Below are 25470 nucleotides of genomic sequence, written 5' to 3'. Positions count from 1 at the left end.
AATTCTAACCCGCCATGATCGGTTGACAGGTTAAAGATGTACTCCATACTAACCTGAATCAAGTATCATGGAGGTTAGATATGGCTCAGACCCGGAACTCCGCCCCCGCCCGGCTGGCGGATCAGCTGGAGCGGGCTTTCAGGGGAGGCGCCTGGCACGGGCCCGCGGTGATGGAGCTCCTCTCGGGCATGGACGCGGCCCTGGCCCAGTGGCGCCCGGGAGCGCGCGCCCAGGGCCCGGCCCACACCATCGCCGAGGGCGTGGGGCACCTGGCCCATGTGATGGAGGACGCGCGGCGCCAGATCCTCGGTGAGCCCTCCCCGGCTCCGGCTGCGGGCGCCCAGTGGGGCCCCCCAGAGCTGCCTTCGGAAGAGGCCTGGCAGGCCCTGTGCGCGGCCCTGGAGGAGTCCCACGGCCGCTTGCGGGCCGCGGTGCTGCGGCTGGAGGAGAGCCAGCTGGACCTGGCGCGATCCGGTTCCGATACCACCGTGCGGGGGCTTCTGATGGGCGTCCTGCAGCACACCGCCTACCACGCGGGCCAGATGGCCCTGGTGCGCCAGCTGGGCGAGGCGGCCCAGGGGAGCCGGCCATGACGCCCCTGGAGGCCCGGACCCTCGAGCGGCTCGTGACCCGGCGGAACCACTTGGCCCGCCTGACCTCCGGGCGGAAGGAGCACCGGTGGGCGGACCTCATGCGCCGCGTGGACGCGGCCATCGGGGCCATCGAGGTGGGCACCTGGGGCCGCTGCGCCGTCTGCGGCGATTCCATCAGCCCGGCCAACCTCGCGGAGGACCCCCTGCTGCGCGTCTGCCTGGAGTGCCTGTCCGAGGCCGAGCGCCGGGACCTGGAACGGGACCTCCGGGCCGCCGGGAAGGTCCAGCGCGCCCTGCTGCCGCCCGCCCACCTGGTCCAGGCGGGCTGGGAAGTGGCCTACCACTGGGAACCCCGGGGCGTGGTCTCGGGCGACCACGTGGACCTCATCCCCTCCGCGCCCGGCGAGCCCTTCCACCTGGTGCTGGGCGACGTGTCGGGGAAGGGCGTGGCCGCGGCCCTGCTCCAGTCCCACCTCCACGCCCTCTTCCGGGCCCTGGCGCCGGCCGGGCAGTCCCTCCCGGACCTCTTCAGGCGGGCCAACGAGCTCTTCGCGGAGGCCACCTCATCGGTCACCTACGCCACCCTGGCGGCCCTGCGCCTGGCTCCGGACGGCAGCCTTTCCATCGCCAACGCCGGGCACCCGCGCCCCCTCCTGGCCGACGGCCGCGGCGTGAGGCCCATCGAGGGCGGCGGCCTGCCCCTGGGCCTCTTCTGCGATTCCGTCTACACCGAGCGGGAGCTGCGGCTCCGCCGGGGCCAGACCCTGCTCCTCTATACAGACGGCTGGACGGAGAGCGCCCGCGAGAACCGGGAGTTCGGCATCGGCCGGGCCGCCGCCTCCCTGCGCCGGGGCGCCGCCCTGCCCCTCCCCGACCTGCTGGCCGCCTGCCGGGCGGACCTGGAGCGGTTCCTGGGCGAGACCCCCCGCGGGGACGACCTCACCCTCGTGGCCCTGCGGCGCCTGGCGGCCTGAGCGCTCAGTCCTCCACCCGCTCCACGGCGATCACCAGGCGCGTGGCCACGGCGGCCAGCGCTCCGACCGCGGCGAAGACCGGCAGCAGGGCCGCGCCCACCAGGCCCAGGGTCAGCGGGATCTCGATGAGGGTCTTCCCCTCCTCGTTCTTCAGCGTGATCCGCCGGATGTTGCCCTGGTGGATCAGGTCCTTGATCGTGTCGAGGACCTTGCCGCCTTCGATCTTGAGCTCCTCGGTGCGCGGGCTCATGCGGTCTCCTTCAGCAGCAGGTGGCCGGCCAGCCAGACCTGGAAGCGGCCCAGCAGCAGGGCCAGGTGGAGGGTGAGGGGGGCCAGGGCGAGACCCGCCAGGCCGCAGAGGACCACCGCGAGGCCCGGGTTCGAGGTGATCCAGGCGATCCCGGCCACATCCCCGGTGAAGCTGGCCCCCAGGTGGAGCAGGCGCAGCACGGGCACGGCCAGCAGGCTCACGGAGAGGGTGAGGAGGGTGACCATCAGCGTGAAGTAGAGGACGCCCAGGGGGAGGAGGAGCACGAAGTAGAGCAGGCTGCTCCAGGTGCGCGGATCCGCGATCAGGCCCTTCAGGCGGGCGCCCCAGCTTCCGGCGGGGAGGATGGCCGGGATGCGGATCTCCTCGGCGCCCAGCAGCAGCCGCAGCAGGCCCAGCTCCGCCGCGGAGAGGGCCCGCGTGCCGAGCAGGAAGGCCAGGGCGATCGGCAGGCCGATGATGAGGATGGCCAGGCCCAGGCTCAGGGACAGTCCGGTCACGGCATAGGTGAAGGCCAGGATGCCCGTGACCAGGGAGAGCAGCAGGTAGAGCAGCGTCGTGTAGGCCTGGCGCGTGGCCAGGACCTCGAAGAAGCCGGGATGGGGAGGGGGCTGCGGGGGCATGGGATCTCCAAGGCGCACCCTCAAATCTAGGGTCGCTTCCGCATTGCCGGGGAGGGAACCGGCGAACGGCGGGCCCGGGCCGGCGAATGCCCCGCGGCCGGGCCCTCAGGCGCCTTCGAAGCAGGGGCCGGTCTCGCGCACCTCGATGGTGGCCCACTCGGCCGCCGGGCAGGCCCGGGCGATGGCCACCGCCTCCTCCCGCGTGGCGCAGGTGAGGTGGAAGAAGCCGCGAACCATCTCCTTGGATTCCGCGAAGGGGCCGTCAAGCAGTGAGGCCCTGCCCTCCCGCACCTCCACGCGGACGCCTTCGTGGTCCGGCCGGAGCGAGCTGGTGGACACGAGCAGGCCCCGCGCCTGGAGATCCTCCGCGAAGCGCACCATCCGCTCGTAGACGGCGCGTCCCGCCGCCTCCCCGCGCTCGGCGCGCTGCCCGCGGGGTTCCATGATCAACAGCACGTAGGGCATGGTGCACTCCTGGAGAGATTCATTCCGGGGGTCTGACCCCTTCAGGCGCCGTGGCAGGCGGCGGCCCGCTGGAGCAGGAAGTCGCGCTCCCGGGCGTTCCCCGTGAGCGCCGCGGCCTTCTCGAAGGCGGCCCGCGCTTCCTCGCGGCGGCCGACCTTGGCCAGAAGGTCGCCGTGCACGCTCGGGAGGAGGTGGTAGTCCTTGAGGGAGGGCTCCGCCACCAGCGCCTCCACGGCCTCGAGCCCCGCCGCGGGGCCGTAGGCCATGCCGAGGGCCACGGCGCGGTTGAGCTCCACCACCAGGGAGGGACTGGCGAGGGCGAGGGCGTCGTAGAGGGCCGCGATGCGCGCCCAGTCCGTGTCTGCGGCGGTGCGGGCGAGGGCATGGCAGCTGGCGATGGCCGCCTGCAGGACATAGGGCCCGGGCGCGCCGCCCAACTGGCTGGCCCGGTCGAGGGCGGCGAGGCCCCGGCGGATGAGGAGCTGGTCCCACTTCCCGCGGTTCTGGTCGGGCAGCAGGATGGGATCCCCGGACGGCCCCACCCGGGCGGGCAGGCGCGAGGCCTGGAGTTCCATGAGCGCGACGAGGCCGTGGACCTCGGCTTCCCTGGGGGCGAGTTCGGCGAGGATGCGGCCCAGGCGCAGGGCCTCGTCGCAGAGGGCGGGCCGGATCAGGTCCTCGCCGGCGGTGGCCGAATAGCCCTCGTTGAAGATGAGGTAGATCACCTCCAGCACGGAGCCGAGGCGGACGGAAAGGTCTGCGCCGCGGGGCACCTCGAAGGGCACCCGCGCCTCGGCCAGGGCGCGCTTGGCCCGCACGATGCGCTGGGCGATGGTGGGCTCCGCACAGAGGAAGGCCCGCGCGATCTCCCCGGTCGTCAGCCCGCCGAGCAGGCGCAGGGTGAGGGCCGCGCGGGCCTCGGGAGAGAGCAGGGGATGGCAGGAGATGAAGATGAGCCGCAGCAGGTCGTCGCCGATGGGATCGTCGAGCCCGGCCTCGAAGTCCACGGCAGCCTCCTGCAGAGCCTGCAGCTCGCGGCCCAGCTCCTCGTGCTTGCGCTCCATCAGCTTGAGGCGGCGCAGGCGGTCGATGGCGCGGCGCTTGGCGGCGGCCATGAGCCAGGCGCCGGGACGATCGGGAACCCCGGAGCCGGGCCATTGCTCGAGCGCGGCGACCAGGGCGTCCTGGGCCAGCTCCTCGGCGAGGCCGATGTCGCGCACGAGCCGGGTGAGGCCGGCGATGAGCCGGGCGGATTCCATGCGCCAGACGGTGTCGATGGCCCGATGGGTGTCGGATGTCGTCACATGGAAATCAGAGCAGGTCCGCCCGCGGGCCGCAACCTCCGAGGCCCGCGCGCGGGCGAAGGCTCAACTTGGTTGATGGCCGGGGGGCATGGCCGCTGGATCCATCCAGAACGGCCCCCAGACGTGTCCGTCGGGATCGGTCAGGTCGCGGCCGTACATGAAGCCGAGGTCCTGGACGGGGTTGATGTCGGCCACGCCCCCATTCGCGGCGGCGGCGGCGTTCATCGCGTCGACCGCCTCGCGGTTCTCGCACGAGAGGGCGAGCGACACCTCGCTGGAGGTGGGCGGGGGGATCTCCCGCGTCGTGAACGTGCGCCACTTGGCATGGGTCAGGAGCATCACGTAGATGGCCTCGCTCCAGACCATGCAGGCCGCCGTCTCGTCCGTGAACGCGGGGTTGTTGGTGAAGCCCAGGGCCGCGTAGAACGCCATCGACGTCTTGAGGTCGGTGACGGGGAGGTTCACGAAGATCATCTTGGACATGGGGGTCGCTCCTTGGGTGGTCCTGCCGGGTGGAAGGAAGGTCTAGGCGTGGCGGGCGATCTCGGCGCGCAGGCGGTCCTCCTGCTCCCGCAGCTCGGGCGTGAACGCCTCGCCGAAGTCCTCGGCCTCGAAGACCCGCCGGATCTCGATCTCGGATTCCGCGCCCGTGGGGTTGGGGCAGCGCTTGATCCACTCGATGGCCTCGTCCATGGAGCGCACCTGCCAGAGCCAGAACCCGGCGACCAGCTCCTTCGTCTCGGCGAAGGGCCCGTCGATGACGGTGCGCTGCGCCCCGGAGAAGCGGACGCGCACGGCCCTGGAGCTGGGATGCAGGCCCTCCCCCGCGAGCATGATGCCGGCCTTGACCAGCTCGTCGTTGTAGCGGCCCATGTCGGCCAGCAGCTTCTCGTCGGGAAGGACGCCGGCTTCGGTGTCCCGGGTGGCCTTGATGAGGATCATGACGCGCATGGGGGTGCCTCCTTCGAGCGGGCATCCGGCCTTCGGAGCCCTCGCTCTACCCATGCGTCGAACGGGGCGGGCGGGAATCGACATGCCCCGGACCTTTTTTTGAAAAATCTCCGCTGGTGCCTCAGCCCAGGTCCGGCACGCGCCAGAGAGCCAGTTCCTCGCCCAGGGCGGGGGCGGGCAGGAGGCCGTTCTCCACGGCGCCGTCGTCGCTCTCCGCCTCGCAGAGGTAGGCGGCGATGGCGCCCAGGGGCTGGTCCGTGGGCACCAGGGACCAGCCGGCGGGGGCCTTCCGGGGCCCGCGCCGCCAGGACACGCTCAGCTCGCCCACGGCGGCGGCCTCCAGGATGGCCCGTCCGCCCTCGGTTTCCAGGGCCTCCACCACGGGCACCTCCGCCTCGAAGGTGCCCAGGGCCTCCTGCGTGCCCAGCCCGTGCAGGCGCAGGTGGGCCGCCACGGAAGGCGGCACCAGGTAGGCCGCGGGGCGGTCCACCACCAGGCTGCCCACGAAGCGGCCCAGGTGCGGGAGGGTCACAGAGGAGGGCGCGCCCTCCAGGGTGCGGGGCGTGCGGGTGAGGATCTCCACGGGCCGCTCGAAGGCCTTCAGGTCGTAGCGCACGGCGATGCGGCTCCGGGGCGTGCGGCTCTCCGCCACGGTCTGCACCACCTCGTCCTTGTGGGCGGCCACGTACTTGAGCGTCTCCAGCATGAAGGCGTAGGCCGTGCGGACGCGCTCCTCGAAGGTGATGTAGGAGTAGCACTCCAGCAGCAGGTCCATGCGGCTGGTGAGGCCCCGGTAGTTGCTGCCGAAGCGGGGGTGGTGCGGATAGGTCATCCACCCTTCGCGCACGGGCGCGCCGGGCTCGGCGTCGCGGTCCGCGTCCAGGGCCCGCTCGTCCTCCACGAAGTTGCCGTACCAGCCCGCGTCCAGGCCGTGGTTGCGCTTCAGGGCCGCGGTGACCGGCGGCAGCAGGCGGTTCCGCATGTACTCGATGGGCTCGCCCCGGCCGCTCTCCACGGTGTGGGGGATGTCGTAGGTCATGGAGAAGCGGTGCACCGAGCCGTTGGTGGCGTGGTTGTCGATGGTGAGGTCCGCCGCCCAGGGCTGGCACACGCGGGTCTGCAGCAGGCGCATCTCGGCGCCTTCGTATTTCAGGTAGTCGCGGTTCAGGTTGATCTTGGCGGCGTTCACGCGGGTGCCCACGCCGCTGTCCGGGCCCAGCTGGCCCGTGAGCTTGGGCAGGTGGAGCTTCCGGTTGCCGGGGTCGATGGCGTCGTTGCCGTCCGGGTTGAAGAGGGGCGCCACCACCAGCGTGAGGCTCTCCAGGATCTGGCCCGCGTCCAGGCCCGGCCTGCCGTCCAGCAGGTCGCGCACGAGCATGAGGCAGCCCTCCTTGCCCTCCACCTCGCCGGCGTGGATGCCGCTGATGACCAGCACCACCGGCAGGTCCAGGGCCCGGGCCTCCTCGGGCGTCTTCGCGCCGCGGGCGGAGAGCACCAGCAGGGGCAGCTCCCGGCCCTGGGGGCTCGCGCCGAAGCTGGTCACGTGCAGCCGCCGGTCGCCTTTGGCCTGAAGGGCGGCGATGAAGGCCATCACATCGGCGTGGCGGCTGGTCTCCTCGTAGCGGGTGGCTTCGGCGCGGGTGAGCGGGGTCATGTCGGCTCCGGGGTGGGAGGGCATTCTCGCGCTGGAACGGCGCGAGGTGTCAGCGTTTCGCCACGAGCTCGATCTCCACGGAGGCCCCCAGGGGCAGTTCCGCCACGGCGACGGTGGTGCGGGCGGGGTAGGGCGCGTGGAACCGGGCTTCGTAGGCGGCGTTCATGGCCTGGAAGTGGGCCATGGTCGTGAGGTAGACGTTGACCTTGATGACCTGGTCCATCGCCAGTCCGGCATCCCCCAGCACGGCCTCGAGATTGTCGAAGGCCCGGTGGGTCTGGACCGTGATGTCGCCGGGCACCAGGCGGCCGGTGGCGGGGTCGATGGGGGTCTGGCCCGAGAGGTAGAGCAGGTCGCCCGCCCACACGGCGCGGGAATAGGGCCCGATGGGCGCCGGCGAACCGGGGGCGGCGACGGGAAGGCGGGTCATGGGGTCTCCGTGGGGGGCTACATCCGCTTCAGCACTTGCTGCCCCATGTGGGACACGCGGTAGTGGCCGATGGCGCCTTCGCGGATGAGGTCGTGGCGCTCGAGGTAGGCCAGGTCGGCTTCCGCGGCACCGGCCTTCAGCAGGTGGTCCCGGGCCACGTCCGGATGCTTGGCCACCAGCTGCAGCAGCAGCTTCTGGCGGGGGGTGATGGGCTCGGCCATGGGCCTCCTAGGGGGTGCTGGTCTGCCGCCGGTAGCTGGCGCGGTGCAGCTCGCTCACCTGCACGGTGAGGTTCAGGCGCATGGCCGTGGTGGTGCGTGGGAAGGCTCCAGCCAGGACGGCCATCAGGGCTTCGCTGAGCTGGGCCTTCACCTCGTCCTCGCGGCCCTCCATGATCTGCAGGTCCAGGGTGACGAAGGCCCGGTCGGGGGCGCCGTCCGCCACGCGGAAGGTCCGGTGCAGGATGACGCGGCTCTTCAGGTCCTCCTCCTTGAAGAGGCCCGTGGCCACCAGCGTTCCGTGGAGCTTCTCCAGCAGGGCCTCCCAGTCCGGGGCGTCCAGCAGGTTGTCCGAGGTCTCGAGGATGCAGTGGGGCATGGGGGATTCTACCGCCGTCCCGCGGGCTTCCTCGCCACGCCGCGCTTCGCGCCCTTGTCCCAGTAGCCGCCCTCGTCGGCGAAGCAGATGTCCCCCAGCTCGCTCACGCGCGCCTGCATGCTGGCCTGGGCGTCGGCCACGCCCTGGTTGTAGATGGCGGGGCCGATCTCCGCGAGGCAGAAGCGCAGGAAGGTGCCCGCCCCCAGCTCGCCGAGGCTCGTGCCGTACTCCTCGGCCACGAAGCGCTGGATGGCGCCATGCAGGCCCTTCTCGATGTCGGGGGTGAGCTGGATCTGCACGGCGGGCCTCGCCCGGCCATGTAACCACGTTCCCCCGCCGCGCGGAAGGCGCCCCCCGGATCGAGCGGCGGTACAGTGGATGGCCCGGAGGCGCCATGCCCGAAGCCCGATCCGTCCGCCCGACCTCCGGCCGACCGGCTTCCGGAGGCGACGGCCGGCTGCTCTTCCTGACACGGGCGGCCCGCATGTGCTCCTACGGGTTCCTGTCCGTGGTGCTGGTGCTGTACCTCGCGGGGCTGGGGTTCAGCGAGGGGCGCATCGGGCTGCTGCTGACGCTCACCCTGGCGGGCGACACGCTCATCTCGCTCTGGATCACCGTCCACGCGGACCGCTGGGGCCGCAGAAAGATGCTGGTGGCGGGGGCGGGGCTCATGCTCCTCGCGGCCATCCCCTTCGCCCTCAGCGGGAACTTCCTGGTGCTGCTGCTGGCCGCCACCCTGGGGGTCATCAGCCCTTCGGGCAACGAGGTGGGGCCCTTCCTGGCCATCGAGCAGGCGGCCCTCTCCCAGGTGCTGCCCGAGGAGCGGCGCACGGGCGTCTTCGCCTGGTACCAGCTGGCGGGATCGTTCGCCACGGCCCTGGGCGCCCTGGGCGGCGGCTGGGCGGCCCAGGCCCTCCAGGGCGCCGGGCACTCCCCCGTGGCCAGCTACCGGGCCCTGGTCTTCGCCTACGCCGCCGTGGGGCTCCTCCTGGCGGGCCTCTTCACCCGCCTGTCGCCGGCGGTGGAGGCCCCGCCCACGGCCGCCCACGCGAACCGCTTCGGGCTGCACGCCTCCAAGGGCGTGGTGCTGCGCCTCTCGGCCCTGTTCTCGCTGGACGCCTTCGCCGGGGGCTTCGTCATCCAGAGCATCATGGCCTACTGGTTCCACGTGAAGTTCGGCGTGGCGCCGGGAGCCCTGGGCTCCATCTTCTTCGCGGCCAACCTCCTGGCGGGCCTGTCCAGCCTCTACGCCGTGAAGCTGGCCGACAAGATCGGCCTCATCCGCACCATGGTCTTCACCCACATCCCCTCGAACGTGCTGCTGATCCTCGTGCCGCTCATGCCGACCCTGCCCCTGGCCGTGGCCATGCTGCTGCTGCGCTTCAGCATCTCCCAGATGGACGTGCCCACCCGCCAGGCCTACACCATGGCCGTGGTGGCGCCGGACGAGCGCTCCGCGGCGGCGGGCGTCACGGGCATCGCCCGCACCACCGGTGCCGCCATCTCGCCCTCCCTGGCGGGCCCGCTGCTGGCCGTCCCCGCCCTGGCGGGCCTGCCCTTCCTCCTCGCCGGCGGCCTGAAGATCCTCTACGACCTGCTGCTCTACCGCAGCTTCAAGGCCTCGGACATCGGCGGCTCGGGCCAGAGGTGAATTGGACAGCAGCTGTCCATCGGGTGGCGGAAGACTGGAGCCTGCCACCCCTGGAGGTTCCGTGCCCGCGATCATCCTGGACTACTTCGGCGACTGGAGGACCCGCCAGCTCACCTGCCCCGGCTGCGGCTGGACGGGCACTTTCGAGGAAGGCTGGACTGAGCTGTACGACGCCCTCCAGGACTGCCAGTGCCCCGGCGACCACGGCCTCTCGGACCGCCCCATCCTGGCCGTCGTGCCCCACCCCACCCTGGAGGAGTGGCAGGCCCACGCCGCGGGCCTGTCCCCGGGGGAACGGACCTACCTCGGCCGGATCGAGCGCGGCCGGGAGCGTTTCAACCGCCTGAAGCTGTGCCTGGCGAGCCAGCTGCCCGACCTGCCGGATCCCGTGCTGGACCTGCTCTGGGACCAGGAGGGAGAGGACCTGGTGATCCGCCTGGGGGGCCGCGAGGTGTGGCGGGAGCCGGTGCGCTACGAGGCCCTGTGGCGCTTCGAGCAGGTCCTGACCCTGCTCCGGGAGAAGTACGGGGTCCGTCTGCGGGACCTGGCGCCCACGCCCGCCGCCGAGTACCACCTCTACGGCGACCAGACCGCCGCGCCCGCCGCGGTCCGGCGCCTGCGTGGGCGGCTCCTCCGGGCCTGGATGGCCGCCAGCCAGTCGGGTCAAACACCCTGAGTACCTAGATAATGATGATGAAAAAACGATCAATAAACACTGTTACAACATAAAAAACCCATTCCAATGATGGGAATGGGGCTACCCTCGGGTCCGCCCTCTGGAGGTGGGCTTCCATGAAGCATTCCCTCTTCTTCCCGTCCCCCGCGTTCCGCCTGGCCTTCGTCGCGGTTCCGGCCCTGCTGGCCCCGGCCTTCGCGCCCCTGCGGGCCCAGGGAGGTCCCCAGCCGCCGCCCCCGCTCATGATGTTCTACCGCGAGGAGGTCAAGCCGGGCCAGGGCGCGGCCCACGCGGCCACGGAAGCCGCCTGGGGCCGCACCCTCACCAAGGGCAAGTCCACGGAGCACTACCTCGGGATGAGCTCCCTCACCGGGCCCTCCGAGGCCTGGTTCATCATGGGCTACGGCTCCTTCGCGGACTGGGAGGCCCGGCAGAACGAGATGGACAAGAACCCGGCCCTGAAGAAGGAGGTCGATGCCATCTCGCAGAAGGACGGCGAGCACCTCAGCGGCTCCCGCAGCTTCCTGGGCGTGCTCCGCAAGGACCTGAGCTTCGGGCCCCCCGTGGAGATCGGGAAGATGCGCTACATGCGGGTGCGCACCTTCCGCGTGAAGCAGGGCATGGGGAAGGCCTTCGAGGAGGGCGTGAAGATGGCCCTCGCCGCCTACGAGAAGAGCCGCTTCCCCTTCTCCTTCGCCTTCTACGAGGTGGAGGCGGGCACCTGGTCGCCCACCTACGTGGTGCTTCGGCCCATGAAGTCCCTGGCGGACATGGATGGCCTGGAGGCCGCCGACAAGGCCTTCATGGACGCCCTGGGCGACGGGGGCCAGAAGGCCATGCAGAAGACGTTCATGGATACGGTCAACGGGGTGGAGAACCAGCTCTTCGCCTTCAGCCCCAAGCTGAGCTACCCCAGCGCGGCCGTCATCGCCAGCGATCCCGCCTTCTGGGCGCCCAAGCCTCCCAAGGAGGCCGCGAAGTAGCTCCTACCTGAAAAGCCGCCACGGACGGGCGCGAGGCCCATCCGTGTTCATCCGTGTTCATCCGTGGCGGATTCCTTCTTTTCCTCCGCCGGCTTGGCGAAGCGCTGGGCGCGCAGGTGGAAGTCGTCGGTGAAGGTGCGGCGCACGGGGGGCGGCGGGGCGGCGTCCGCGGCCCGCTTCGCCTTCCCCACACGCCACAGGCCCCAGGCCGCAGGCAGCAGCAGGAGCGCCGGGTATTCCAGCAGCACGCGCAGGAGCGTCAGGCGGAACTGAGTGGGGCGAAGGCCGTCCGCGTACCAGGCGTCGAGGATCCACACCTCGTCGTCCGGGCGCAGCTCCGCGGCCTCGTCCTTGGCGAGGTTGAGCACCCGCTCCGCATCGCCGTGCTTCACGCTCACGAAGTCCGTGATCTGGCTGTCCTGGTTGCGGTCCACGCTCACCACCTGCACCCGCGCCACGCCCGGCGCCTGGAGATGGCAGAAGGGGTTGAGCGCCAGCAGGAAGACCTGCACCAGCACGATCCACAGCACCGCGCCCACCAGCGCCCAGAGGGCGATGAGCAGGGACCAGCGGACCGCGGGGCGGGCGAGCATCGGCATGAGGGGGAGTATCCCAGGATCCAGGGCCCGTCCTGAGGGAAAGCCGGGGGGTGGCCATAGATTCCGGTGACCTGCGTGCCGGCGAACCTCAGACAAAAAAATGAGGAACCGCAGAGACGCCCTCTGGGCGCGCGGAGAGCGCGGAGGGGACTCAACCCACCGCGCGCGGGCCCGCCGAAGGCGGCCTCCGGCATGGCCGGAGGTCATGGGAGTGCCAGGGCCGAGCTCCTTATGGGGTGCGCGGCTCTGGCGCTCCCATGGAGCCCACGCTTGCGAAGCGGCACCCCCAAACCAGCCACAGCCCCGTTTTCAATCCGTGCAAACCCGCGGAACCTGTGGACCCGCAGCCTTTTCTCCGCCATCTCCGGCTCCAGCCTTTTCATCTTGCGAACATGGGGCTGGGTCTGGCCGATACGCCGGTCCGGTGTTTTCAGTGATGCCGCCTCGGGCGGGCTCGTGCGCGAGGTAGGCGGCGCCCATCACCGGAATCGGCGTCTAAAGCACCTGCCCGCCCACCTCCACCTCCTCGGCCCCGGGCGCGGCCTCCGCGGGCTTCGGCAGTCGGGCCAGGAAGGCACTGATGGCCTGGACGCAGGCCCCAGGTCGGGCCTGGAGCAGCCAGTGGGGGCCCTGCAGGCGCGAGATGTCCAGGTTCGGCAGGTGAGCGCGGAGCCAGGCCGTCGCGGAAGGGGGCACCAGGCGGTCCCCTGTGGCGACCAGGGCCAGGACCGGCATGCGCATCCGGCCCAGCAGCGGGGTCTGATCCACGGCCACCACGGCGCGCAGGCGGGCTTTCATGGTGGCGGGCGGCACCTGCGGGAGGAGGGTCCGCGCCAGGTCCATCAGCGGCTCCGTGGCCCAGCGGCCCAGGAGCAGGAAGCGGACCGCGGCCAGCGGCAGGCGGCCCGGCAGGAGGGGCAGCAGGGGCGCCAGCCGGCCCAGGCCCGGTCGCGGGTTCCGGGCGAAGGTGCCGCAAAGCACCAGAGCCACCAGGTTGTCCGGGGGCTCCGCCGCCAGGGCCAGCGCCACGGGGCCCGAGAAGGATTCCCCCAGCAGGAGGAAGGGCCGGTCCCGGGGCAGCAGCGTGCGGGCGAAGTGGGCGCAGGCGGGATGGGACACCAGCGCCGGGGGATAGCGCACCACCCGGGCCTCGAAGCCCGCGGCCTCCAGGGCCGCCACGAAGGGTCCGAACATGAGCCCCGTGCCGTCCAGGCCGGGCAGCAGGACCAGCAGCGGGCGTTCCCGGGCCGGGAGGGGCATGGGGGAGTATCCCAGATCCCGGCCCGGCAGGTGGGGTCCTACATGTCCACGAGCTTCGGGTGGGTGAGCCGCTCGAAGTCCTTGTAGGACATGCGGATCAGCTCGGTGTGGGAGCCGGCGTTGAAGGCGATCTCCGCATCGGCCGCCAGGTGCGGCTCCACGTAGACGTCCATGCCGTAGAGATTCCCGAAGGGCGGCATGGCCCCGGGCTCGCACTCGGGGAAGTCGCCCAGGAACTCGCGCTCGTCCGCCAGCTCCGCGTTCACGGCGCCCGTGGCCTGGCGCAGGCGCTCCAGGTCCACCTTGCGGTCGGCGGGCACCACGGCCATGGCCAGATGGCCGTCCAGGTTCACCATGACGGTCTTGGCCATCTCACGGCCCTTGATGTGGGCGGCCCCGGCCACCGAGGTGGCCGTGAAGGCCAGCGGGTGCCGGATGATCTGGTGGACCACCCCGTTCTGGTTGAGGAATTCCTCCAGCTTCGTCGTGGCCATGGCAGCCTCCTCGGAACGAAAGCGACCCAAGGATGGGTTCCCGGGAGGCTGGAGGCCAAGGAATTCCGGCCCCCCGGTCCGCCTACTGCAGCTTCAGCGGGGCGACGACGGAGGCGGGCAGGCCCAGGGCCGCGTTGGTGATGGTCTTCAGCAGCCAGCCGCTGACGGAGCCTCCGGAGGCGTAGCAGGTGGGGTTGTCGATGCCCTGGCTGGTGAAGGACACCGAGGTGCTCATGCCCGCGGCGTTGACGGTCGAGGGGACCATGAAGCTGCCCTTGGAGCCCACCCAGTAGGCCGTCTTGCCCCAGAGCAGGGAGCCCGGGTTGCCGCCGTCGTTCAGGTAGACCGTGCCGCTGCACACGCCGCCGCTGAAGGTCGTGAAGTAGGCCTGGGCGGGATAGACGGTGCCGTCCCAGGACATGTCCAGCAGGTAGCCGGTGGAGGTCAGGACGGTGTAGCCGTTGCTGTCGGCGCGGGTCACCTTGCCCAGCACCACGCTGTTGGCGTCCAGGACCTGGAGCCCCGTGCCCGAGGCGCCCTGGGGGATGGTGAAGTTCAGCACGGCGGCGCTGGAGGTGCCGGAGTTGGTGACCGAGGCGGCCGAGCCCGCGGCGCCCGTGCTGGTGGTGCCGACGGCGACGGTGGCCGCCGCGCCCGCGGGGCCGGTGAGGCCCTGGAGGCCGGTGGGCCCCTGGGGACCCGTGGCGCCGGTCGCACCGGCCGGGCCTGTGGCACCCGTAGCACCGGTCGGGCCCGTGAGCCCGATGGGGCCCTGGGGCCCCGTGGCCCCCGTCAGGCCGGTGGGACCTTGAGCGCCAGTCGCTCCGGTGGCGCCGGTGAGTCCGATGGGGCCCTGCGGTCCGGTGGCTCCGGTGAGGCCGACGGGGCCCTGGGGGCCCGTGGCTCCGGTTGCGCCCTGAGCCCCCGTCGCGCCGGTGGCGCCGGCCGGTCCCACGAGGCTGGTGCCGGGGGCGGGCCAGGCGCCGGCGGTGACGGCGCCCTTGGGGCCGTAGAGCACGCTGGCGGCGGTGTCCAGGTAGAAGTCCCCGTCCACGCCCTGGGCAGCGGTGGGTGGGACAAGGCCGCTGAGGAGGGTCTTGCCCGCGGTGCCGGGGAGGCCCTGGGGGCCCGTGGCGCCCGTGGGGCCGATGGGGCCCTGGGGCCCCGTGGCCCCCGTCAGGCCGGTGGGACCTTGAGCGCCAGTCGCTCCGGTGGCGCCGGTGAGTCCGATGGGGCCCTGCGGTCCGGTGGCTCCGGTGAGGCCGACGGGGCCCTGGGGGCCCGTGGCTCCGGTGGCACCCTGAGCCCCCGTCGCGCCGGTGGCGCCGGCCGGTCCCACGAGGCTGGTGCCGGGGGCGGGCCAGGCGCCGGCGGTGACGGCGCCCTTGGGGCCGTAGAGCACGCTGGCGGCGGTGTCCAGGTAGAAGTCCCCGTCCACGCCCTGGGCAGCGGTGGGTGGGACAAGGCCGCTGAGGAGGGTCTTGCCCGCGGTGCCGGGGAGGCCCTGGGGGCCCGTGGCGCCCGTGGGGCCGATGGGGCCCTGGGGCCCCGTGGCCCCCGTCAGGCCGGTGGGACCTTGAGCGCCAGTCGCTCCGGTGGCGCCGGTGAGTCCGATGGGGCCCTGCGGTCCGGTGGCTCCGGTGGCGCCGGCCGGTCCCACGAGGCTGGTGCCGGGGGCGGGCCAGGCGCCGGCGGTGACGGCGCCCTTGGGGCCGTAGAGCACGCTGGCGGCGGTGTCCAGGTAGAAGTCCCCGTCCACGCCCTGGGCAGCGGTGGGTGGGACAAGGCCGCTGAGGAGGGTCTTGCCCGCGGTGCCGGGGAGGCCCTGGGGGCCCGTGGCGCCCGTGGGGCCGATGGGGCCCTGGGGACCGGGAATGCCCGGGAGGCCCGCGGGTCCCTGGGGCCCGGTGGCGCCCATGGGCCCGGCGGGGCCTTGCGGACCTTCAGGACCCATGGGTCCCGCCGCCGTGGAGGGGGCCCAGGTGGAGCCGTTGAACACCAGCGCCTGGCCCGCGGCGGGGGCCGCGGAGTCGAGGGGGATGCCGTTGAGGCGCAGCACCACCGTGGCGCTCTGGGTGCCGGTGACATCGCCGGCCAGGGGGCCCGAGAACTCGAAGGCGCTGCGGGCCTGGAGGGCGGGCACCAGGTCCGTGTCCGGCGTGAGCGTCACGCCGTTGATGGCCACCCGGAGCTTGAGGTGGGGCGTGCCCAGCAGGGAAGTAGGAATGGCGGGCATGCCCGTGCCGCCCAGCACGGCCGCATAGAGGCCGCCGTTCACGGAGACGTCCTGGGGGCCCGAGGTCCAGAGCTCCGTCCCCTGGCTGTCCAGGATGGCGAAGGCGAAGCTGCGGGTGCCCGTGACCGGCAGGCCGGCCTCGGTCAGGCGGCCCTGGTAGGCCACCTGGGGGGCCGGGGCGGCGGGGGGCGGCGCGGGGGGGGGCCGGGGGGGGGGGGGGGGGGCGGGGGGTGGTAGGCCACCTGGGGGGCCGGGGCGGCCGGAGCCGCTGCGGCGGCCGCCGTCTGGGTCAGGGCCTGGGCCTGGAGGATGGTGGAGGCCAGTCCGGCGGCCAGGGCCAGGGTCAGGAGGGAGGGGCGGAAGGGCATGGCGTCTCGCGCGGAATGGGGGTGGTTGGGATCAGTTCGACGGGGTGGACGGGTGGAAGCCGTGGCGCAGGGTCTGCACCTGGGCGGCGTCCGCCGCGGGGGTGGCGGCCACGGGCTCCTGCACCACCGGCATGTTGGCGTAGGCGCCGCCCTGCTGCGCCTGGCCGCTGGCCTGCACCAGGTCGGGGCGGAGCTGCCCGGGGGGGAGGGCCGGGGCGATGGTCAGGTCGAAGGCCGCCATCGTGGCCTGGCCCGCGGCGGCCACCTTCACCCGGAGGCCCTGGAGCACCTGGGGCGCCACCGAAGGATCCACCCAGAGGGACAGGGTCCCCGTGGAGCGGTCCGCGGGAATGGACCCGCTGCCGGTGACGCCGGCGGGGGCCTGGTCCAGGGTGAGGGTCAGGGGGCCCTGGAGGCTGGGGACATGGGGCAGGACGCGGGCCGCCGTCACCGAGACCTGGCCGCTGCCACCGGCGGGGACGCCCAGGCTGCCGGGGCTCACCTGGGCCCGGAAGACGCCGCTGGCCGAGGAGGCCTGCCGGCTGCCGCCGAAGCAGGCCAGAAGGGGGAGGAGCAGACCGGCAACCAGACTGCCGCCCGCAAGGCGATGGCGTGTGCGCATAGACATCTTTCAGCAGTGGAAAGCCTTATTTTTCCTAGATCCATTGGAGTATGTCAAGACGATTAATGACATTTTTTTAATAGTTGAATTCAACAACAACGCATTTCTGTGAACGGAATGTGACGGGCAGATCACAAGGTCTAATATTGGCGAATTGAGGATGTGGTCGTCGGCAGGTGCAGGGCGGGAGGGCCCTGCCTCCCGGGGAGGGCCCTGGCGCGGGGCCATCCCCGACCCCACCCTGGCGGCGCCCCCGCCGGAGGCGGCGCCGGGCTGTGCGTGGACAGGGGGTTGCCATCCTGCCGGTCCGAGGAGCCGACCATGACCAGCCGCCAGACGCCCCTCCCCTCCCGGTTCGGCCCCGCCACCACGGCCCGGGAGGCGCTGCGGGGCCTGGATCTCCACGGCCGCGTGGCGGTGGTGACCGGCGGCGCCGCGGGCCTGGGCCTGGAGACTGTCCGGGCCCTGGCGGAGGCCGGCGCCGAGGTGGTGGTGGCCGCCCGGGACCTGGAGAAGGCCCACGGCGCCCTGGCGGGGCTGGCCGGGGGCGGGATGCGGGTGGAGGCGGCCCCCATGGACCTGCTGGACCCGGCCTCCATCGAGGCCTTCGCCCGGGCCTTCCTGGCCACGGGCCGGCCCCTGCACATGCTCATCAACAACGCCGGCATCATGGCCACGCCCCTCCAGCGGGGCGCCCGGGGCTACGAGAGCCAGTTCGCGGCGAACCACCTGGGCCACTTCCAACTCACGGCCAGGCTCTGGCCCGCGCTCCGGCGGGCGGGCCAGGCCGGGGGCGCGCGGGTGGTGGCCCTCTCCTCCCGCGCCCACCAGCGGGCGGGGGTGGACTTCGACGACCCCCACTTCCACAGCCGCCCCTACGACCGCTGGCTGGCTTACGCCCAGGCCAAGAGCGCCAACGCCCTCTTCGCCGTGGCCCTGGACCGGCGCGGAGAGGGGGAGGGTATCCGCGCCTTCGCCGTGCATCCGGGCCTGATCCTCACGGACCTGGGCCGGCACATGACCGAGGAGGACCGGCGGGCCGCGGGCCTGGGCCCGGAGGACGGCCCGGGCACCGTGCCCGCGGGCCGCTCCGTGCGCGAGGGCGGCGAGTTCAAGACCACCGAGCAGGGCGCCGCCACCGCCGTGTGGTGCGCCACCAGCCCCCAGCTCGCCGGCCTGGGCGGCGTCTACTGCCAGGACTGCGACGTGGCCCCGGTGCTGCCGCCCGGAGCCCCCGGCACCATCGGCGTGCGCCCCCACGCCATCGACCCCGACGCCGCCGAGCGCCTGTGGGCCCTGAGCGAGCAGCTCACGGGGGTGCGGCTCGAGGGGTGAGCGCCTCCGTGGAACCGGAAAAGCGGTTGAAGCCACGGATGAACACGGATGAACACGGATGAAAGACGAAGGCGGGGGATGGCTGCCACATCCCCTTCATCCCTTGAATCCCTGTGAATGTTTTTCCTGCTTATCGGCGAACCTCAGGCAAAAAAGCGGAACGCAGAGAACACAGAGACGCCCTTCGGGCGCGCGGAGATCGCGGAGGGGGTTCGACCCACCGCGGACATCCTTTCTCGGGCGGCGGCCCGGATGTCCTGGCCTGGCCGCCTCTGCGCGCTCTGCGTTCTCCGCGGTTCCAGGCCATTCAGGCTGAGCTTGGCCGCTCAGCAGGCAGCTGTCTTTATCCGTGTTCATCTGTGTTCATCAGTGGCTAAAAAAGGCCTTTCACCCGGGATGCCGCCGCGACCTGCTCTTCGGTGAGGCCGAAGAGGGGCGCCACGCTACGGCCTCGCAGGCTGGCCATGAGGTAGAGCTGGCCGCGGTGGTGGGCTTCGTGTTCGGCCATGGCGCGGAGCCACTTCCAGGTGGCCATGGGGGCTCCGGCGGGCGTCACGCAGGGCGCCAGCAGGTCCGCGTCGGTCAGCGTGGCGAAGATCGCCAGCGACTCGGCGTGGCAGCGGTCCAGGTAGGCGCGCAGGCCATCCAGACCCGCGTCCGGTCCTCCCGAGAGCTCGGCCCCGTGGCCCGGATAGAGGCTGGGGCGGCCCTGCACGTTCTCCGCATACATGAAGCGCTCCAGCCCCGCCAGATGGCGGAACAGGTCGCCGAAGGTGAAGGCCCCGGGGGCCGGCGCCCAGGCCAGGTCCCCGGGCTCGAGCGCCTCCAGCACCCGCACCGTGCGGGCCCGCGCGTTGCGCCAGTAGGCGAGGAAGGAGGGCGTGTCCTGGAGCATGGGGCAGTATCCCAGAACCCCGGGCGCCGTGGCGGAACCGGGGGCGGGCCGGGCCCTACCAGTACTTCTCCAGATGGATCTCGCCCGGGGCCTGCCTGGTGTGCTCGCGGAAGCCCTCGGCTTCGAGCTGCTGCTGCATGGCCTCCAGCATGCCGGGGTTGCCGCAGAGGAAGATGTGCGTGTCGGCGGGGCTGGGCCGGAAGCCCCAGGCCCGCGCCAGCGCCCCGTCGGCCCAGTAGGCCGGGAGGCGGCCCGTGGCGCCCGTCCAGGGCACCAGCTCCGCCTCCGGGCGGGAGAGCACGGGCAGGTAGGTGAAGTGGGGCGCCAGGCGCTGCATCTGCACCAGCTCGTCGCGGTAGCCCAGGTCCCAGGAGTGCCGGGCCCCATGGAGCACCGCCAGGCGGCGGCTGCCGTCCCGCTCCAGGTGGGTGCGCAGCATGGACATGTAGGGGGCCAGCCCCGTGCCCGTGCCGATGAAGGCCACGTGCCGGTCCGGCGGCACCTCGTCCAGGGTGAACAGGCCCGTGAACTTGGGCCCCAGCCACAGCTTGTCGCCGGGCTTCAGCGCGAAGAGCCGGGGCGTCAGGGCGCCGCTCTGCACCTCCACCAGGTAGAACTCCAGGTACTCGCGCTCCCGGGAGGAGGAGGCGATGGAGTAGGCCCGGCGCAGGAAGGTCTCCGACGGCATGGGCGGATCCTCGGGCTCCGCTTCCACGCTCCGCGGCGCCGAGGCCGGCAGCCCCAGCACCGCGAACTGCCCCGGCCGGAAGGCCGGCAGCGCCCACCCCACCGGCGCCACCCGCAGCGTCATGAGGCCCGGCGCCGTGTCGATGCGGTGGGTGACGAGGGCGTTGAGGGTGGGCATGGGAGGTTCCTCCCGATGGGACTCCGGCGTGGGGCTCCGAGGGGTCCCATCATGGCGCCGATCGGAGGGCGGGGGTCCATGGAAAAAACGCAGAACACGCGTGGTCGAAGGGCGAGCGCGGAGAAAGAGAAAGGCTTATTTGGCCACTGATGAACACGGATGAACGCTGATGAAAGATGAAGGCGGTCCGGGGTATTGCTGTGCCATATCCCCTTCATCCCTTGAATCCCTGTGAATGGCTTTCCTGCTTATCGGCGAATCTCAGGTAAAAAAGCGGAACGCAGAGAACACGGAGACGCCCTTCGGGCGCGCGGAGAGCGCGGAGGGGGCTCGACTCACCGCGGACATCCTTTCTCGGGCGGCGGCCCGGGCGGCTTCCAGGGGCCGCCATGGCCGCCGCCCGAGAAACGGACCGCGCCATGCGCGGCCCGGGGCCGCAGGCCCGGATGTCCTGGGACCTCAGCACCTGTGCTGGTTTTCGCGTCCTTCAGCTTTCCCGGCATCCGGGAACACACCCCGGCTTCCAGTCGACCCTCATGGATGCCACCGGGCCCATCTCCGCCATCTCCGTTCATCTCCGGCTAAAGCAGTTTTTCCTTCGCGTGCTTCGCGTCGGCTCTTGACGTCCTCAGGCTGGGCCTAGCCGATCAGCAGGCGGCCTATTGGGCAGGGATGCGGGAGCTGCTTCGGGCCGGATCAGGGCCCGGTCGTCGCGGGGACCTTCAGGCCGCGGATGAGGAGCCAGAAGGCCAGAACCAACTCGAAGAGGCCCAGGGGCACGTCGAAGGCCCAGAGGCCCACGGCCTTCTCGAAGGCGGGGTTCAGGATGAAGGCGAAGGCGCAGAAGGCCGCCCAGGCGGAGGACAGCAGCCCGGCCAGCGCGAGGCTCCGGGGGATGTAGCGGGAGCGCCACCACAGCGCGCAGGCCACCGTCGAGCCCAGGCCCCAGAACAGGAGGCCGAGGTAGTACTGCTCGAAGCGGGCGCTGAGGAGGTAGCGGGCCAGGGCCTGCACCCGGGGCGGCTCCAGGGCCGCCAGGAAGGGGTAGGGGCCCAGCAGCCGCAGGGCCTCGAACAGGTTGAGGGTCATGCGGATCCAGGCGAAGGCGTACACCGCCCGCCAGGCCGCCGCCAGCAGCGCATAGGTGCGGTGGACGGGCTGGAGGATGGTGTAGAGCGCCACGGTCAGCGCCAGGAGGGCCGCGCAGTGGACCAGGTCGAACGCGATGCCGAGCCGGAAGAGGCCCGCGTGGGCGAGGAGGTTCCGGGCCGTCGCCGCCGCGTCCCCCGCGACCACCAGCCGGTCCTGGATGGCGAAATTGGCATAGACCACCAGCGGCCAGCTCACCAGCAACGCCAACCCCGCCAGCCGGGCAGCCTGCTGCTGGGATCCATCGGGATGGGGGTCGGTCATGGGGGTTCCTTCAGGGGTGTGAAAGCAGGCTACGACACAGGACCTGCGACGGGTTATCAGAAGGCCAGGAGACTGGGATTTTATCCCCTTCATCCCCTGAATCCCTGTTCATGAAGGTTTGAAACAGGGATTCAGGGGATGGAAGGGATGCCGAAGGTCGTGCCTCCACGCGCCTGGACTGCCCCGTTTGCCCCGCGTGAGCGGGAGAGAGGCCAAGGCAGGAACACCGATGAACACCGATCAAAGCTGATGAACACCGATCAAGATGAACGGCTGTTTTGCCGCTGATTTCGGTGATTCCAGTGATTTTCCTGCGACGAGGCAGCATGGGCGGAGGCGGGGGCGCCGTGGCCGTGCCTTCTGGGAGCGCGGCCACGGCGCCCCCGCCTCCCTTCCGGCCAGGCCGGAAGCCGCCTCCGGCGGGCCCAGGCGGGAAGCTCACGGCGCGCCATCACCGTGCATCACCGGTTCAAGTTTTTAATCCGTGTTCATCCGCGGCCAGGAAAAGCGCACGTAAGCGGAGGGAGGCAGAGGCGCGGAGGGAGCGGAGCAAAGCCGAACATGGCCCTGTCTTTCTCCGCTGTCCTCCGTTCCTCAGCCTTCCTCCGCTTACAAAATTCTTTTCCGGAAGAGAAGCCGCCTCCGAGAGGGTGCCGAAGATGGCCAGCGCCACCCCGTGGCCCGGGAACACGCTGGGGCGGCCCTGCACATTCTCCGCGACCATGAAGCGCTCCAGCCCCAACCGGTGGCGGAACAGGTCGCCGAAGGTGAGGGCCCCGGACACCGGCGGCCACTCCAGATCCTCGGACCCCAGCGCCGACCGCACCCGCACCGTGTGGGACCGGGCGTTGCGCCAGTAGGCGAGGAAGGAGGGCGTGTCCTGGAGCATGCGGAAGGATCCCAGAATCCGGGTCAGGGCTCGGTCGTCGCGGGCGCCCCCAGCCCGCGGATCAGGAGCCAGAAGGCCAGAACCAGCTCGAAGAGGGCCAGGGGGATGACGAGGCGTTCGCTCTCTTCCAGAAGAACGTGAAGGACCACCCCGCCTCCTGGAACACCTACGACGACAGTCTGGCCGAAGCCTACGCCGTCAAGGGCGACAAGGGCCAAGCCATGGCCTTGTACCAGAAGGCCAAGGCCATGGTGAAGCAGGACGACCAGAAGAGGAGAATTGATGGGGAGTTATAGAAGCTGCAGTAGACCGGGATTTGGACTTGAAATGAAAAATAAGATAAGCGGAGGAAAACCGAGGGGCTGAGGAAAGCGGAGAAGAACAACGAGTCATGTCTTTTCCCACGCTTTATTCCCTAAATCCGCTCTCCTCTGCTTATATGATTCTTTTCTAAGAGCCCCGTTTTTGAGGCCGCCGCCAGTTCCTGCTCGGTGAGTCCGGAGAGCGGCCCCACTCCAAGCCTACTCAATACGCGCACCTTTGCTCACAAGCCCAAGCTCAATGATTCGCAAGCGGGTATTCTCAAAACGATTTAGGGCGCCTGATATTTGCTTCTGAAGATCGAGATCGAATGTTCCATCGTCTTTCACCGGAATATTGATATTGAGGGTGCGAACACGGCCAGGGAATAGTTTAGCTTCGTAGAAGTAGCCCCCATGTTGAATTGCACTGTCAAGCTGGTGGGCAATGTAGTCGATATCCAAACTTGCGTTGAGTGGCTCAACAACCGTTACATCATCAGTGATGGCGCATCGGTTACGGCGGACGTGGACTGGACCAACGACACCGTTAGCGCTGATCGTAATAATCGGCGTACTGTAGATACGGAATTTCTGTTTTTTTATCCATTTTTCGTCCACCTTTCCCTTCTCTGTCTCTTCGTGGATGTAGCACGAATATACAGGAAGCGTCCCCGGATTTTCCCGAATATGCGCTCCCGTAATACGGTCCCCATTCGACACTTTAAATAAACCTGCGTCTGAGAGGGCGAGCGAAACCGTGGGGCCGGAAGTAAGGCTGGTTAGCTCTTGGCGAGCTGTTTCAAGCTCAGTGGTGATCTGGTTGATGGCGGCGGCTGTCTCATCGATGAAGTCAAGCCTTCCCACTGCCGGTTCCGTAACACCTAGCGCTTCTTGCTCGTCTGTAGGCCAGAACCGGTCAATGTCCCACCTAGCTGTCGAGGAGAACTCTGATGAATCTATCATCTTTGTGATGGGCAATTCATCGATCAGCGTTGTGTCACCAGAGGTCGCAGCGATGAATGCGTCAGTGACATCACTTAGATCATTGATATCAGGGGTCGGGATCCGTCGATAGTCGAGGCTTTCACCGATTGTCCGGACCCATGCGCACATAACCTTGGGGCGCGGATCGGCTTCAGTGTGGCGCTTTTCAAGGATCAAAATGTACGTCTTTTGTGAAGTATTGAAAAATGTGCCGCGTGGGAGCCTTATTGAAGCGAGAAGATTGCACTCTTGAAGCACTTTGGTTTTAAAACCGGCCTCAGTCCTATTCAAGAGCCCAGTGGGGACAATGACAAAGGCTTTTCCTCCTGGTTTAAGTGCGCCTGAAATGTACCTAAGAAAGAATGACTCTAGTCCAAGCCCGACGTTCGCATAGTAATCCTTCAAGTCGGTGCCATTCTTTGAACCTTTTACGTTTGCAATTTCTTTCTGGTATCCGGCGGAACCCTTGGTAACGTAAGGTGGATTTGTCAAAATTACATCGACAGAATTTCGTGGTGGATATAGTAAAGATCCCAATTGTGTATTATCATTCATAAGTATGAATGTATTAGCCATGGCCTGATTGACAGCCGGAAGGGTAGTCTCGGGGCGGGTGAGAGCCTCCGCAAGGTGAATGAGCATGTTTGCCTTCGCAAGGATATGAACGTCTATGTCCATGTCCACGCCGATGGTTCTAACACGCCTAGATGAGTCACCTTTTGCAAATGCCACGTTATTCATAAGTGAGTCTTTGAATAGCAGTGGCTCAAGGATGAATCCACCGACACCGACAGCAGGATCAAGCACAACTGATCCGTCAGGCAGTTTACCTAACTCCGCCATTCGAATCATTTGCCGTACAACGTTGCGCGGTGTAAAGAACTGGCCAAGAGCCTGTTGCTGGACCGATTGGCGAAGGAAGGTCTCGTACAGTCGAAGTTTAAACTGGGGGTCTATGCGTGTCAGTGGGCCAAAATCGGAGAACGCTTGAAGAACCTCAAGAAAGACACGGTTGTAACTTGCCAAGGATTGCTGTGAATTTCTTAGAAAGGCGAAACCATTGATGATAGAAGTTTTGGAGACGATGGTTGACATACCGAATAATTGAGCCAAGCCGGATTCTTTAGCAGCGACATTGTCTGGAAACAATGTTTTAATTCTTGGTCTAATTTGAGATACATAATATTCAATAGCGGTCATGCCATTTTGATTTTCAAACTTCTTTACATCCTGAAGAAGAGTATCGAACCGATAGGCAATCGGAAGGTCCTGTCGCCTGAGATTGTCTGATAGAAATTTGAGAACGAATATTTCCACAAACGTGAGAAGGCAGTCCTTCGGCTCGGCTTTCGTCGCCTGCCATACTATTTGCCAAACTTTTTCCGCAAGAGGTTTGGGATCCCGAACAGTATTCGTATCCTTGTGAAGAAGGTTTTGCAACACACTTGGATTTAACTGACGCGGTTCATCTAGTAACGAAAGCTTTTTTGTGGCTAATGACACGGGAACATCGATGTAGATGTAATTATGGCCATTGGTCGCTATTGCCAGGGAAACACCGAGCGTGGCGCCGTGATAGAGCGCTTGTTCTGCTGCTTTTTGGCGTTGGTCAGGAGTGTCAAGTTTCGTGCTTGCCTTGTGTTCGCAAACGGCGACAGGAAAAAGTTCCGTGGAAGTCCGAGCGAGATAGACACGATCAGGCTTAGCATTGGCCGGGTTCTTAGGAGACTTGTACAGCTCAAAAGGAAAGTCGATGACAGTCGGGATGGTGAACTTGACGCCCTGAGCAACAAGTTCGCGCGCCGTTGTGGCTCCGACGTTGAGCAGTTCATATGGGCCAAACACCTCGCCCACTAGCGACCCAGTAGCTAGGTATCCGTTTTGCGACAATTGTTCGTTGGACATATCGATAATGCTCCTAAATGCCTCAGCTAACTGCGAAAAATCTCATCGGCGAAATGAAAGGACGCCTCACAGCGCATGGCGGCAAGCAGGCCCAAGGTCGCCGATTCAATGTACCACCAGTCCTTCCTCCAGGA

At 68.9% G+C, this 25470-nt stretch carries 29 protein-coding genes; 7 read left to right on the top strand and 22 right to left on the bottom strand.

The features are described from left to right. Nucleotides 1-80 precede the first annotated feature (80 nt). Both G398_RS0100290 and G398_RS0100285 read left to right on the top strand, forming a co-directional pair. Nucleotides 81-593: a DinB family protein gene (locus tag G398_RS0100290; protein WP_026852095.1), complete on the top strand. Its 513-nt coding sequence runs from the start codon at nt 81-83 to the stop codon at nt 591-593. Beyond that, nucleotides 590-1567, top strand: a complete 978-nt coding sequence (locus G398_RS0100285; RefSeq protein ID WP_026852094.1) for a SpoIIE family protein phosphatase — start codon at nt 590-592, stop codon at nt 1565-1567. Before G398_RS0100290 ends, G398_RS0100285 begins: the two co-directional genes overlap by 4 nt. 4 nt (nt 1568-1571) lie before the next feature. On the opposite strand, the gene G398_RS0100280 is transcribed toward G398_RS0100285, so the two are convergent. The 11 genes from G398_RS0100280 to G398_RS0100230 all read right to left on the bottom strand — a co-directional run bounded on the left by G398_RS0100280 (nt 1572) and on the right by G398_RS0100230 (nt 8158). After that, nucleotides 1572-1817, bottom strand: a complete 246-nt coding sequence (locus tag G398_RS0100280) for a DUF4342 domain-containing protein (protein WP_026852093.1) — start codon at nt 1815-1817, stop codon at nt 1572-1574. Further along, entirely contained in the window at nt 1814-2458 is a 645-nt protein-coding gene (locus tag G398_RS15090; protein WP_052570986.1) for a sensor domain-containing protein, read from the bottom strand. Before G398_RS15090 ends, G398_RS0100280 begins: the two co-directional genes overlap by 4 nt. A gap of 105 nt (nt 2459-2563) precedes the next feature. Further along, nucleotides 2564-2923, bottom strand: a complete 360-nt coding sequence (locus G398_RS0100270) for a YciI family protein (RefSeq protein WP_026852092.1) — start codon at nt 2921-2923, stop codon at nt 2564-2566. 41 nt (nt 2924-2964) lie between these two features. Continuing rightward, entirely contained in the window at nt 2965-4182 is a 1218-nt protein-coding gene (locus tag G398_RS0100265; protein WP_052571057.1) for a DUF6596 domain-containing protein, read from the bottom strand. A gap of 108 nt (nt 4183-4290) precedes the next feature. After that, on the bottom strand, nt 4291-4710 hold the full coding sequence (locus G398_RS0100260; RefSeq protein ID WP_026852090.1) for a VOC family protein: 420 nt from the start codon (nt 4708-4710) through the stop codon (nt 4291-4293). A 42-nt stretch (nt 4711-4752) separates the two neighbouring features. Beyond that, complete coding sequence (locus G398_RS0100255) at nt 4753-5178, bottom strand: YciI family protein (RefSeq protein WP_026852089.1); 426 nt, start codon at nt 5176-5178, stop codon at nt 4753-4755. A gap of 121 nt (nt 5179-5299) precedes the next feature. Then, a complete protein-coding gene (locus tag G398_RS0100250) occupies nt 5300-6832 on the bottom strand; it encodes a M14 family metallopeptidase (RefSeq protein ID WP_211229016.1) in 1533 nt (510 codons plus the stop codon). Nucleotides 6833-6881: 49 nt separating this feature from the next. After that, nucleotides 6882-7262 (bottom strand): Rid family detoxifying hydrolase, encoded by a 381-nt coding sequence (locus G398_RS0100245; protein ID WP_026852087.1) that lies wholly within the window; start codon nt 7260-7262, stop codon nt 6882-6884. Nucleotides 7263-7279: 17 nt separating this feature from the next. Beyond that, nucleotides 7280-7483 carry a hypothetical protein gene (locus G398_RS0100240; protein WP_026852086.1) on the bottom strand — a complete coding sequence of 68 codons (204 nt, stop codon included), beginning with the start codon at nt 7481-7483 and terminating at the stop codon, nt 7280-7282. Between the two features lie 7 nt (nt 7484-7490). Continuing rightward, entirely contained in the window at nt 7491-7859 is a 369-nt protein-coding gene (locus tag G398_RS0100235; protein ID WP_026852085.1) for a 5-carboxymethyl-2-hydroxymuconate Delta-isomerase, read from the bottom strand. 8 nt (nt 7860-7867) lie between these two features. Further along, the gene (locus G398_RS0100230) at nt 7868-8158 is read right to left on the bottom strand and encodes a DUF2164 domain-containing protein (RefSeq protein WP_026852084.1); all 291 of its coding nucleotides are present in this window, start codon (nt 8156-8158) and stop codon (nt 7868-7870) included. A gap of 95 nt (nt 8159-8253) precedes the next feature. Here G398_RS0100230 and G398_RS0100225 point away from each other — a divergent pair, with 95 nt between their 5' ends. From G398_RS0100225 to G398_RS0100215, 3 genes are all read left to right on the top strand, one after another. Beyond that, nucleotides 8254-9510 carry an MFS transporter gene (locus tag G398_RS0100225; protein WP_052570984.1) on the top strand — a complete coding sequence of 419 codons (1257 nt, stop codon included), beginning with the start codon at nt 8254-8256 and terminating at the stop codon, nt 9508-9510. 61 nt (nt 9511-9571) lie between these two features. Further along, nucleotides 9572-10186, top strand: coding sequence for a hypothetical protein (locus G398_RS0100220; RefSeq protein ID WP_026852082.1), 615 nt, complete (start codon nt 9572-9574; stop codon nt 10184-10186). A 116-nt stretch (nt 10187-10302) separates the two neighbouring features. Beyond that, nucleotides 10303-11169 (top strand): hypothetical protein, encoded by an 867-nt coding sequence (locus G398_RS0100215; protein WP_026852081.1) that lies wholly within the window; start codon nt 10303-10305, stop codon nt 11167-11169. 47 nt (nt 11170-11216) lie between these two features. Here the strand turns inward: G398_RS0100215 and G398_RS0100210 are convergent, their stop codons facing one another. From G398_RS0100210 to G398_RS0100185, 6 genes are all read right to left on the bottom strand, one after another. After that, a complete protein-coding gene (locus G398_RS0100210) occupies nt 11217-11768 on the bottom strand; it encodes a hypothetical protein (RefSeq protein WP_157492217.1) in 552 nt (183 codons plus the stop codon). 495 nt (nt 11769-12263) lie between these two features. Next, entirely contained in the window at nt 12264-13028 is a 765-nt protein-coding gene (locus G398_RS0100205) for an alpha/beta fold hydrolase (protein ID WP_026852079.1), read from the bottom strand. A gap of 38 nt (nt 13029-13066) precedes the next feature. Further along, nucleotides 13067-13522, bottom strand: coding sequence for an aminoacyl-tRNA deacylase (locus tag G398_RS0100200; protein WP_026852078.1), 456 nt, complete (start codon nt 13520-13522; stop codon nt 13067-13069). 82 nt (nt 13523-13604) lie between these two features. After that, complete coding sequence (locus tag G398_RS21755) at nt 13605-15923, bottom strand: collagen-like domain-containing protein (RefSeq protein WP_052570982.1); 2319 nt, start codon at nt 15921-15923, stop codon at nt 13605-13607. Beyond that, nucleotides 15902-16126, bottom strand: coding sequence for a hypothetical protein (locus tag G398_RS15080; protein ID WP_052570980.1), 225 nt, complete (start codon nt 16124-16126; stop codon nt 15902-15904). The genes G398_RS21755 and G398_RS15080 overlap by 22 nt, the downstream gene beginning before the upstream one ends. Before the next feature lie 31 nt (nt 16127-16157). Continuing rightward, nucleotides 16158-16748 carry a hypothetical protein gene (locus G398_RS0100185; protein WP_026852077.1) on the bottom strand — a complete coding sequence of 197 codons (591 nt, stop codon included), beginning with the start codon at nt 16746-16748 and terminating at the stop codon, nt 16158-16160. A 321-nt stretch (nt 16749-17069) separates the two neighbouring features. On the opposite strand from G398_RS0100185, the gene G398_RS18970 reads away from it, so the two are divergent. Beyond that, nucleotides 17070-18083 (top strand): oxidoreductase, encoded by a 1014-nt coding sequence (locus G398_RS18970; protein ID WP_026852076.1) that lies wholly within the window; start codon nt 17070-17072, stop codon nt 18081-18083. Nucleotides 18084-18456: 373 nt separating this feature from the next. Here G398_RS18970 and G398_RS0100175 read toward each other — a convergent pair whose 3' ends face one another. The 4 genes from G398_RS0100175 to G398_RS21750 form a co-directional block, all read right to left on the bottom strand. Further along, a complete protein-coding gene (locus G398_RS0100175) occupies nt 18457-18978 on the bottom strand; it encodes a DinB family protein (RefSeq protein WP_026852075.1) in 522 nt (173 codons plus the stop codon). Nucleotides 18979-19033: 55 nt separating this feature from the next. Then, the gene (locus G398_RS0100170) at nt 19034-19843 is read right to left on the bottom strand and encodes a ferredoxin--NADP reductase (protein WP_026852074.1); all 810 of its coding nucleotides are present in this window, start codon (nt 19841-19843) and stop codon (nt 19034-19036) included. A gap of 696 nt (nt 19844-20539) precedes the next feature. Next, nucleotides 20540-21256 (bottom strand): DUF4386 domain-containing protein, encoded by a 717-nt coding sequence (locus tag G398_RS0100160; protein WP_026852072.1) that lies wholly within the window; start codon nt 21254-21256, stop codon nt 20540-20542. A 912-nt stretch (nt 21257-22168) separates the two neighbouring features. Further along, a complete protein-coding gene (locus G398_RS21750; protein WP_281173039.1) occupies nt 22169-22294 on the bottom strand; it encodes a hypothetical protein in 126 nt (41 codons plus the stop codon). Between G398_RS21750 and G398_RS20555 the strand changes: the two genes are divergently transcribed. Further along, entirely contained in the window at nt 22283-22441 is a 159-nt protein-coding gene (locus G398_RS20555) for a hypothetical protein (RefSeq protein ID WP_157492216.1), read from the top strand. The two genes, G398_RS21750 and G398_RS20555, sit on opposite strands and share 12 nt — an antisense overlap. Nucleotides 22442-22666: 225 nt before the next feature. On the opposite strand, the gene G398_RS20060 is transcribed toward G398_RS20555, so the two are convergent. Next, nucleotides 22667-25336, bottom strand: a complete 2670-nt coding sequence (locus G398_RS20060) for an N-6 DNA methylase (RefSeq protein WP_084511801.1) — start codon at nt 25334-25336, stop codon at nt 22667-22669. Between the last annotated feature and the right edge of the window lie 134 nt (nt 25337-25470).

It is taken from the genome of Geothrix fermentans DSM 14018, from assembly GCF_000428885.1.
GTDB lineage: Bacteria > Acidobacteriota > Holophagae > Holophagales > Holophagaceae > Geothrix > Geothrix fermentans.
The sequence above is the reverse complement of the archived record's forward strand: the minus strand, read 5'-3'. Positions and strand labels throughout refer to the sequence as shown.

Bases quoted from the DNA above. Each gene is read 5' to 3' on its own strand.
- G398_RS0100200 (WP_026852078.1), bottom strand. From the start codon at position 13,522: ATGGCCACGACGAAGCTGGAGGAATTCCTCAACCAGAACGGGGTGGTC.
- G398_RS0100270 (WP_026852092.1), bottom strand. From the start codon at position 2,923: ATGCCCTACGTGCTGTTGATCATGGAACCCCGCGGGCAGCGCGCCGAG.
- G398_RS0100170 (WP_026852074.1), bottom strand. From the start codon at position 19,843: ATGCCCACCCTCAACGCCCTCGTCACCCACCGCATCGACACGGCGCCG.
- G398_RS15080 (WP_052570980.1), bottom strand. From the start codon at position 16,126: ATGCCCTTCCGCCCCTCCCTCCTGACCCTGGCCCTGGCCGCCGGACTG.
- G398_RS0100185 (WP_026852077.1), bottom strand. From the start codon at position 16,748: ATGCGCACACGCCATCGCCTTGCGGGCGGCAGTCTGGTTGCCGGTCTG.
- G398_RS0100255 (WP_026852089.1), bottom strand. From the start codon at position 5,178: ATGCGCGTCATGATCCTCATCAAGGCCACCCGGGACACCGAAGCCGGC.
- G398_RS18970 (WP_026852076.1), top strand. From the start codon at position 17,070: ATGACCAGCCGCCAGACGCCCCTCCCCTCCCGGTTCGGCCCCGCCACC.
- G398_RS0100210 (WP_157492217.1), bottom strand. From the start codon at position 11,768: ATGCCGATGCTCGCCCGCCCCGCGGTCCGCTGGTCCCTGCTCATCGCC.
- G398_RS0100260 (WP_026852090.1), bottom strand. From the start codon at position 4,710: ATGTCCAAGATGATCTTCGTGAACCTCCCCGTCACCGACCTCAAGACG.
- G398_RS0100175 (WP_026852075.1), bottom strand. From the start codon at position 18,978: ATGCTCCAGGACACGCCCTCCTTCCTCGCCTACTGGCGCAACGCGCGG.
- G398_RS0100225 (WP_052570984.1), top strand. From the start codon at position 8,254: ATGCCCGAAGCCCGATCCGTCCGCCCGACCTCCGGCCGACCGGCTTCC.
- G398_RS0100290 (WP_026852095.1), top strand. From the start codon at position 81: ATGGCTCAGACCCGGAACTCCGCCCCCGCCCGGCTGGCGGATCAGCTG.
- G398_RS15090 (WP_052570986.1), bottom strand. From the start codon at position 2,458: ATGCCCCCGCAGCCCCCTCCCCATCCCGGCTTCTTCGAGGTCCTGGCC.
- G398_RS0100215 (WP_026852081.1), top strand. From the start codon at position 10,303: ATGAAGCATTCCCTCTTCTTCCCGTCCCCCGCGTTCCGCCTGGCCTTC.
- G398_RS0100240 (WP_026852086.1), bottom strand. From the start codon at position 7,483: ATGGCCGAGCCCATCACCCCCCGCCAGAAGCTGCTGCTGCAGCTGGTG.
- G398_RS0100280 (WP_026852093.1), bottom strand. From the start codon at position 1,817: ATGAGCCCGCGCACCGAGGAGCTCAAGATCGAAGGCGGCAAGGTCCTC.
- G398_RS0100245 (WP_026852087.1), bottom strand. From the start codon at position 7,262: ATGACCCGCCTTCCCGTCGCCGCCCCCGGTTCGCCGGCGCCCATCGGG.
- G398_RS0100265 (WP_052571057.1), bottom strand. From the start codon at position 4,182: ATGGAATCCGCCCGGCTCATCGCCGGCCTCACCCGGCTCGTGCGCGAC.
- G398_RS0100250 (WP_211229016.1), bottom strand. From the start codon at position 6,832: ATGACCCCGCTCACCCGCGCCGAAGCCACCCGCTACGAGGAGACCAGC.
- G398_RS0100160 (WP_026852072.1), bottom strand. From the start codon at position 21,256: ATGACCGACCCCCATCCCGATGGATCCCAGCAGCAGGCTGCCCGGCTG.
- G398_RS0100285 (WP_026852094.1), top strand. From the start codon at position 590: ATGACGCCCCTGGAGGCCCGGACCCTCGAGCGGCTCGTGACCCGGCGG.
- G398_RS0100205 (WP_026852079.1), bottom strand. From the start codon at position 13,028: ATGCCCCTCCCGGCCCGGGAACGCCCGCTGCTGGTCCTGCTGCCCGGC.
- G398_RS20060 (WP_084511801.1), bottom strand. From the start codon at position 25,336: ATGTCCAACGAACAATTGTCGCAAAACGGATACCTAGCTACTGGGTCG.
- G398_RS0100235 (WP_026852085.1), bottom strand. From the start codon at position 7,859: ATGCCCCACTGCATCCTCGAGACCTCGGACAACCTGCTGGACGCCCCG.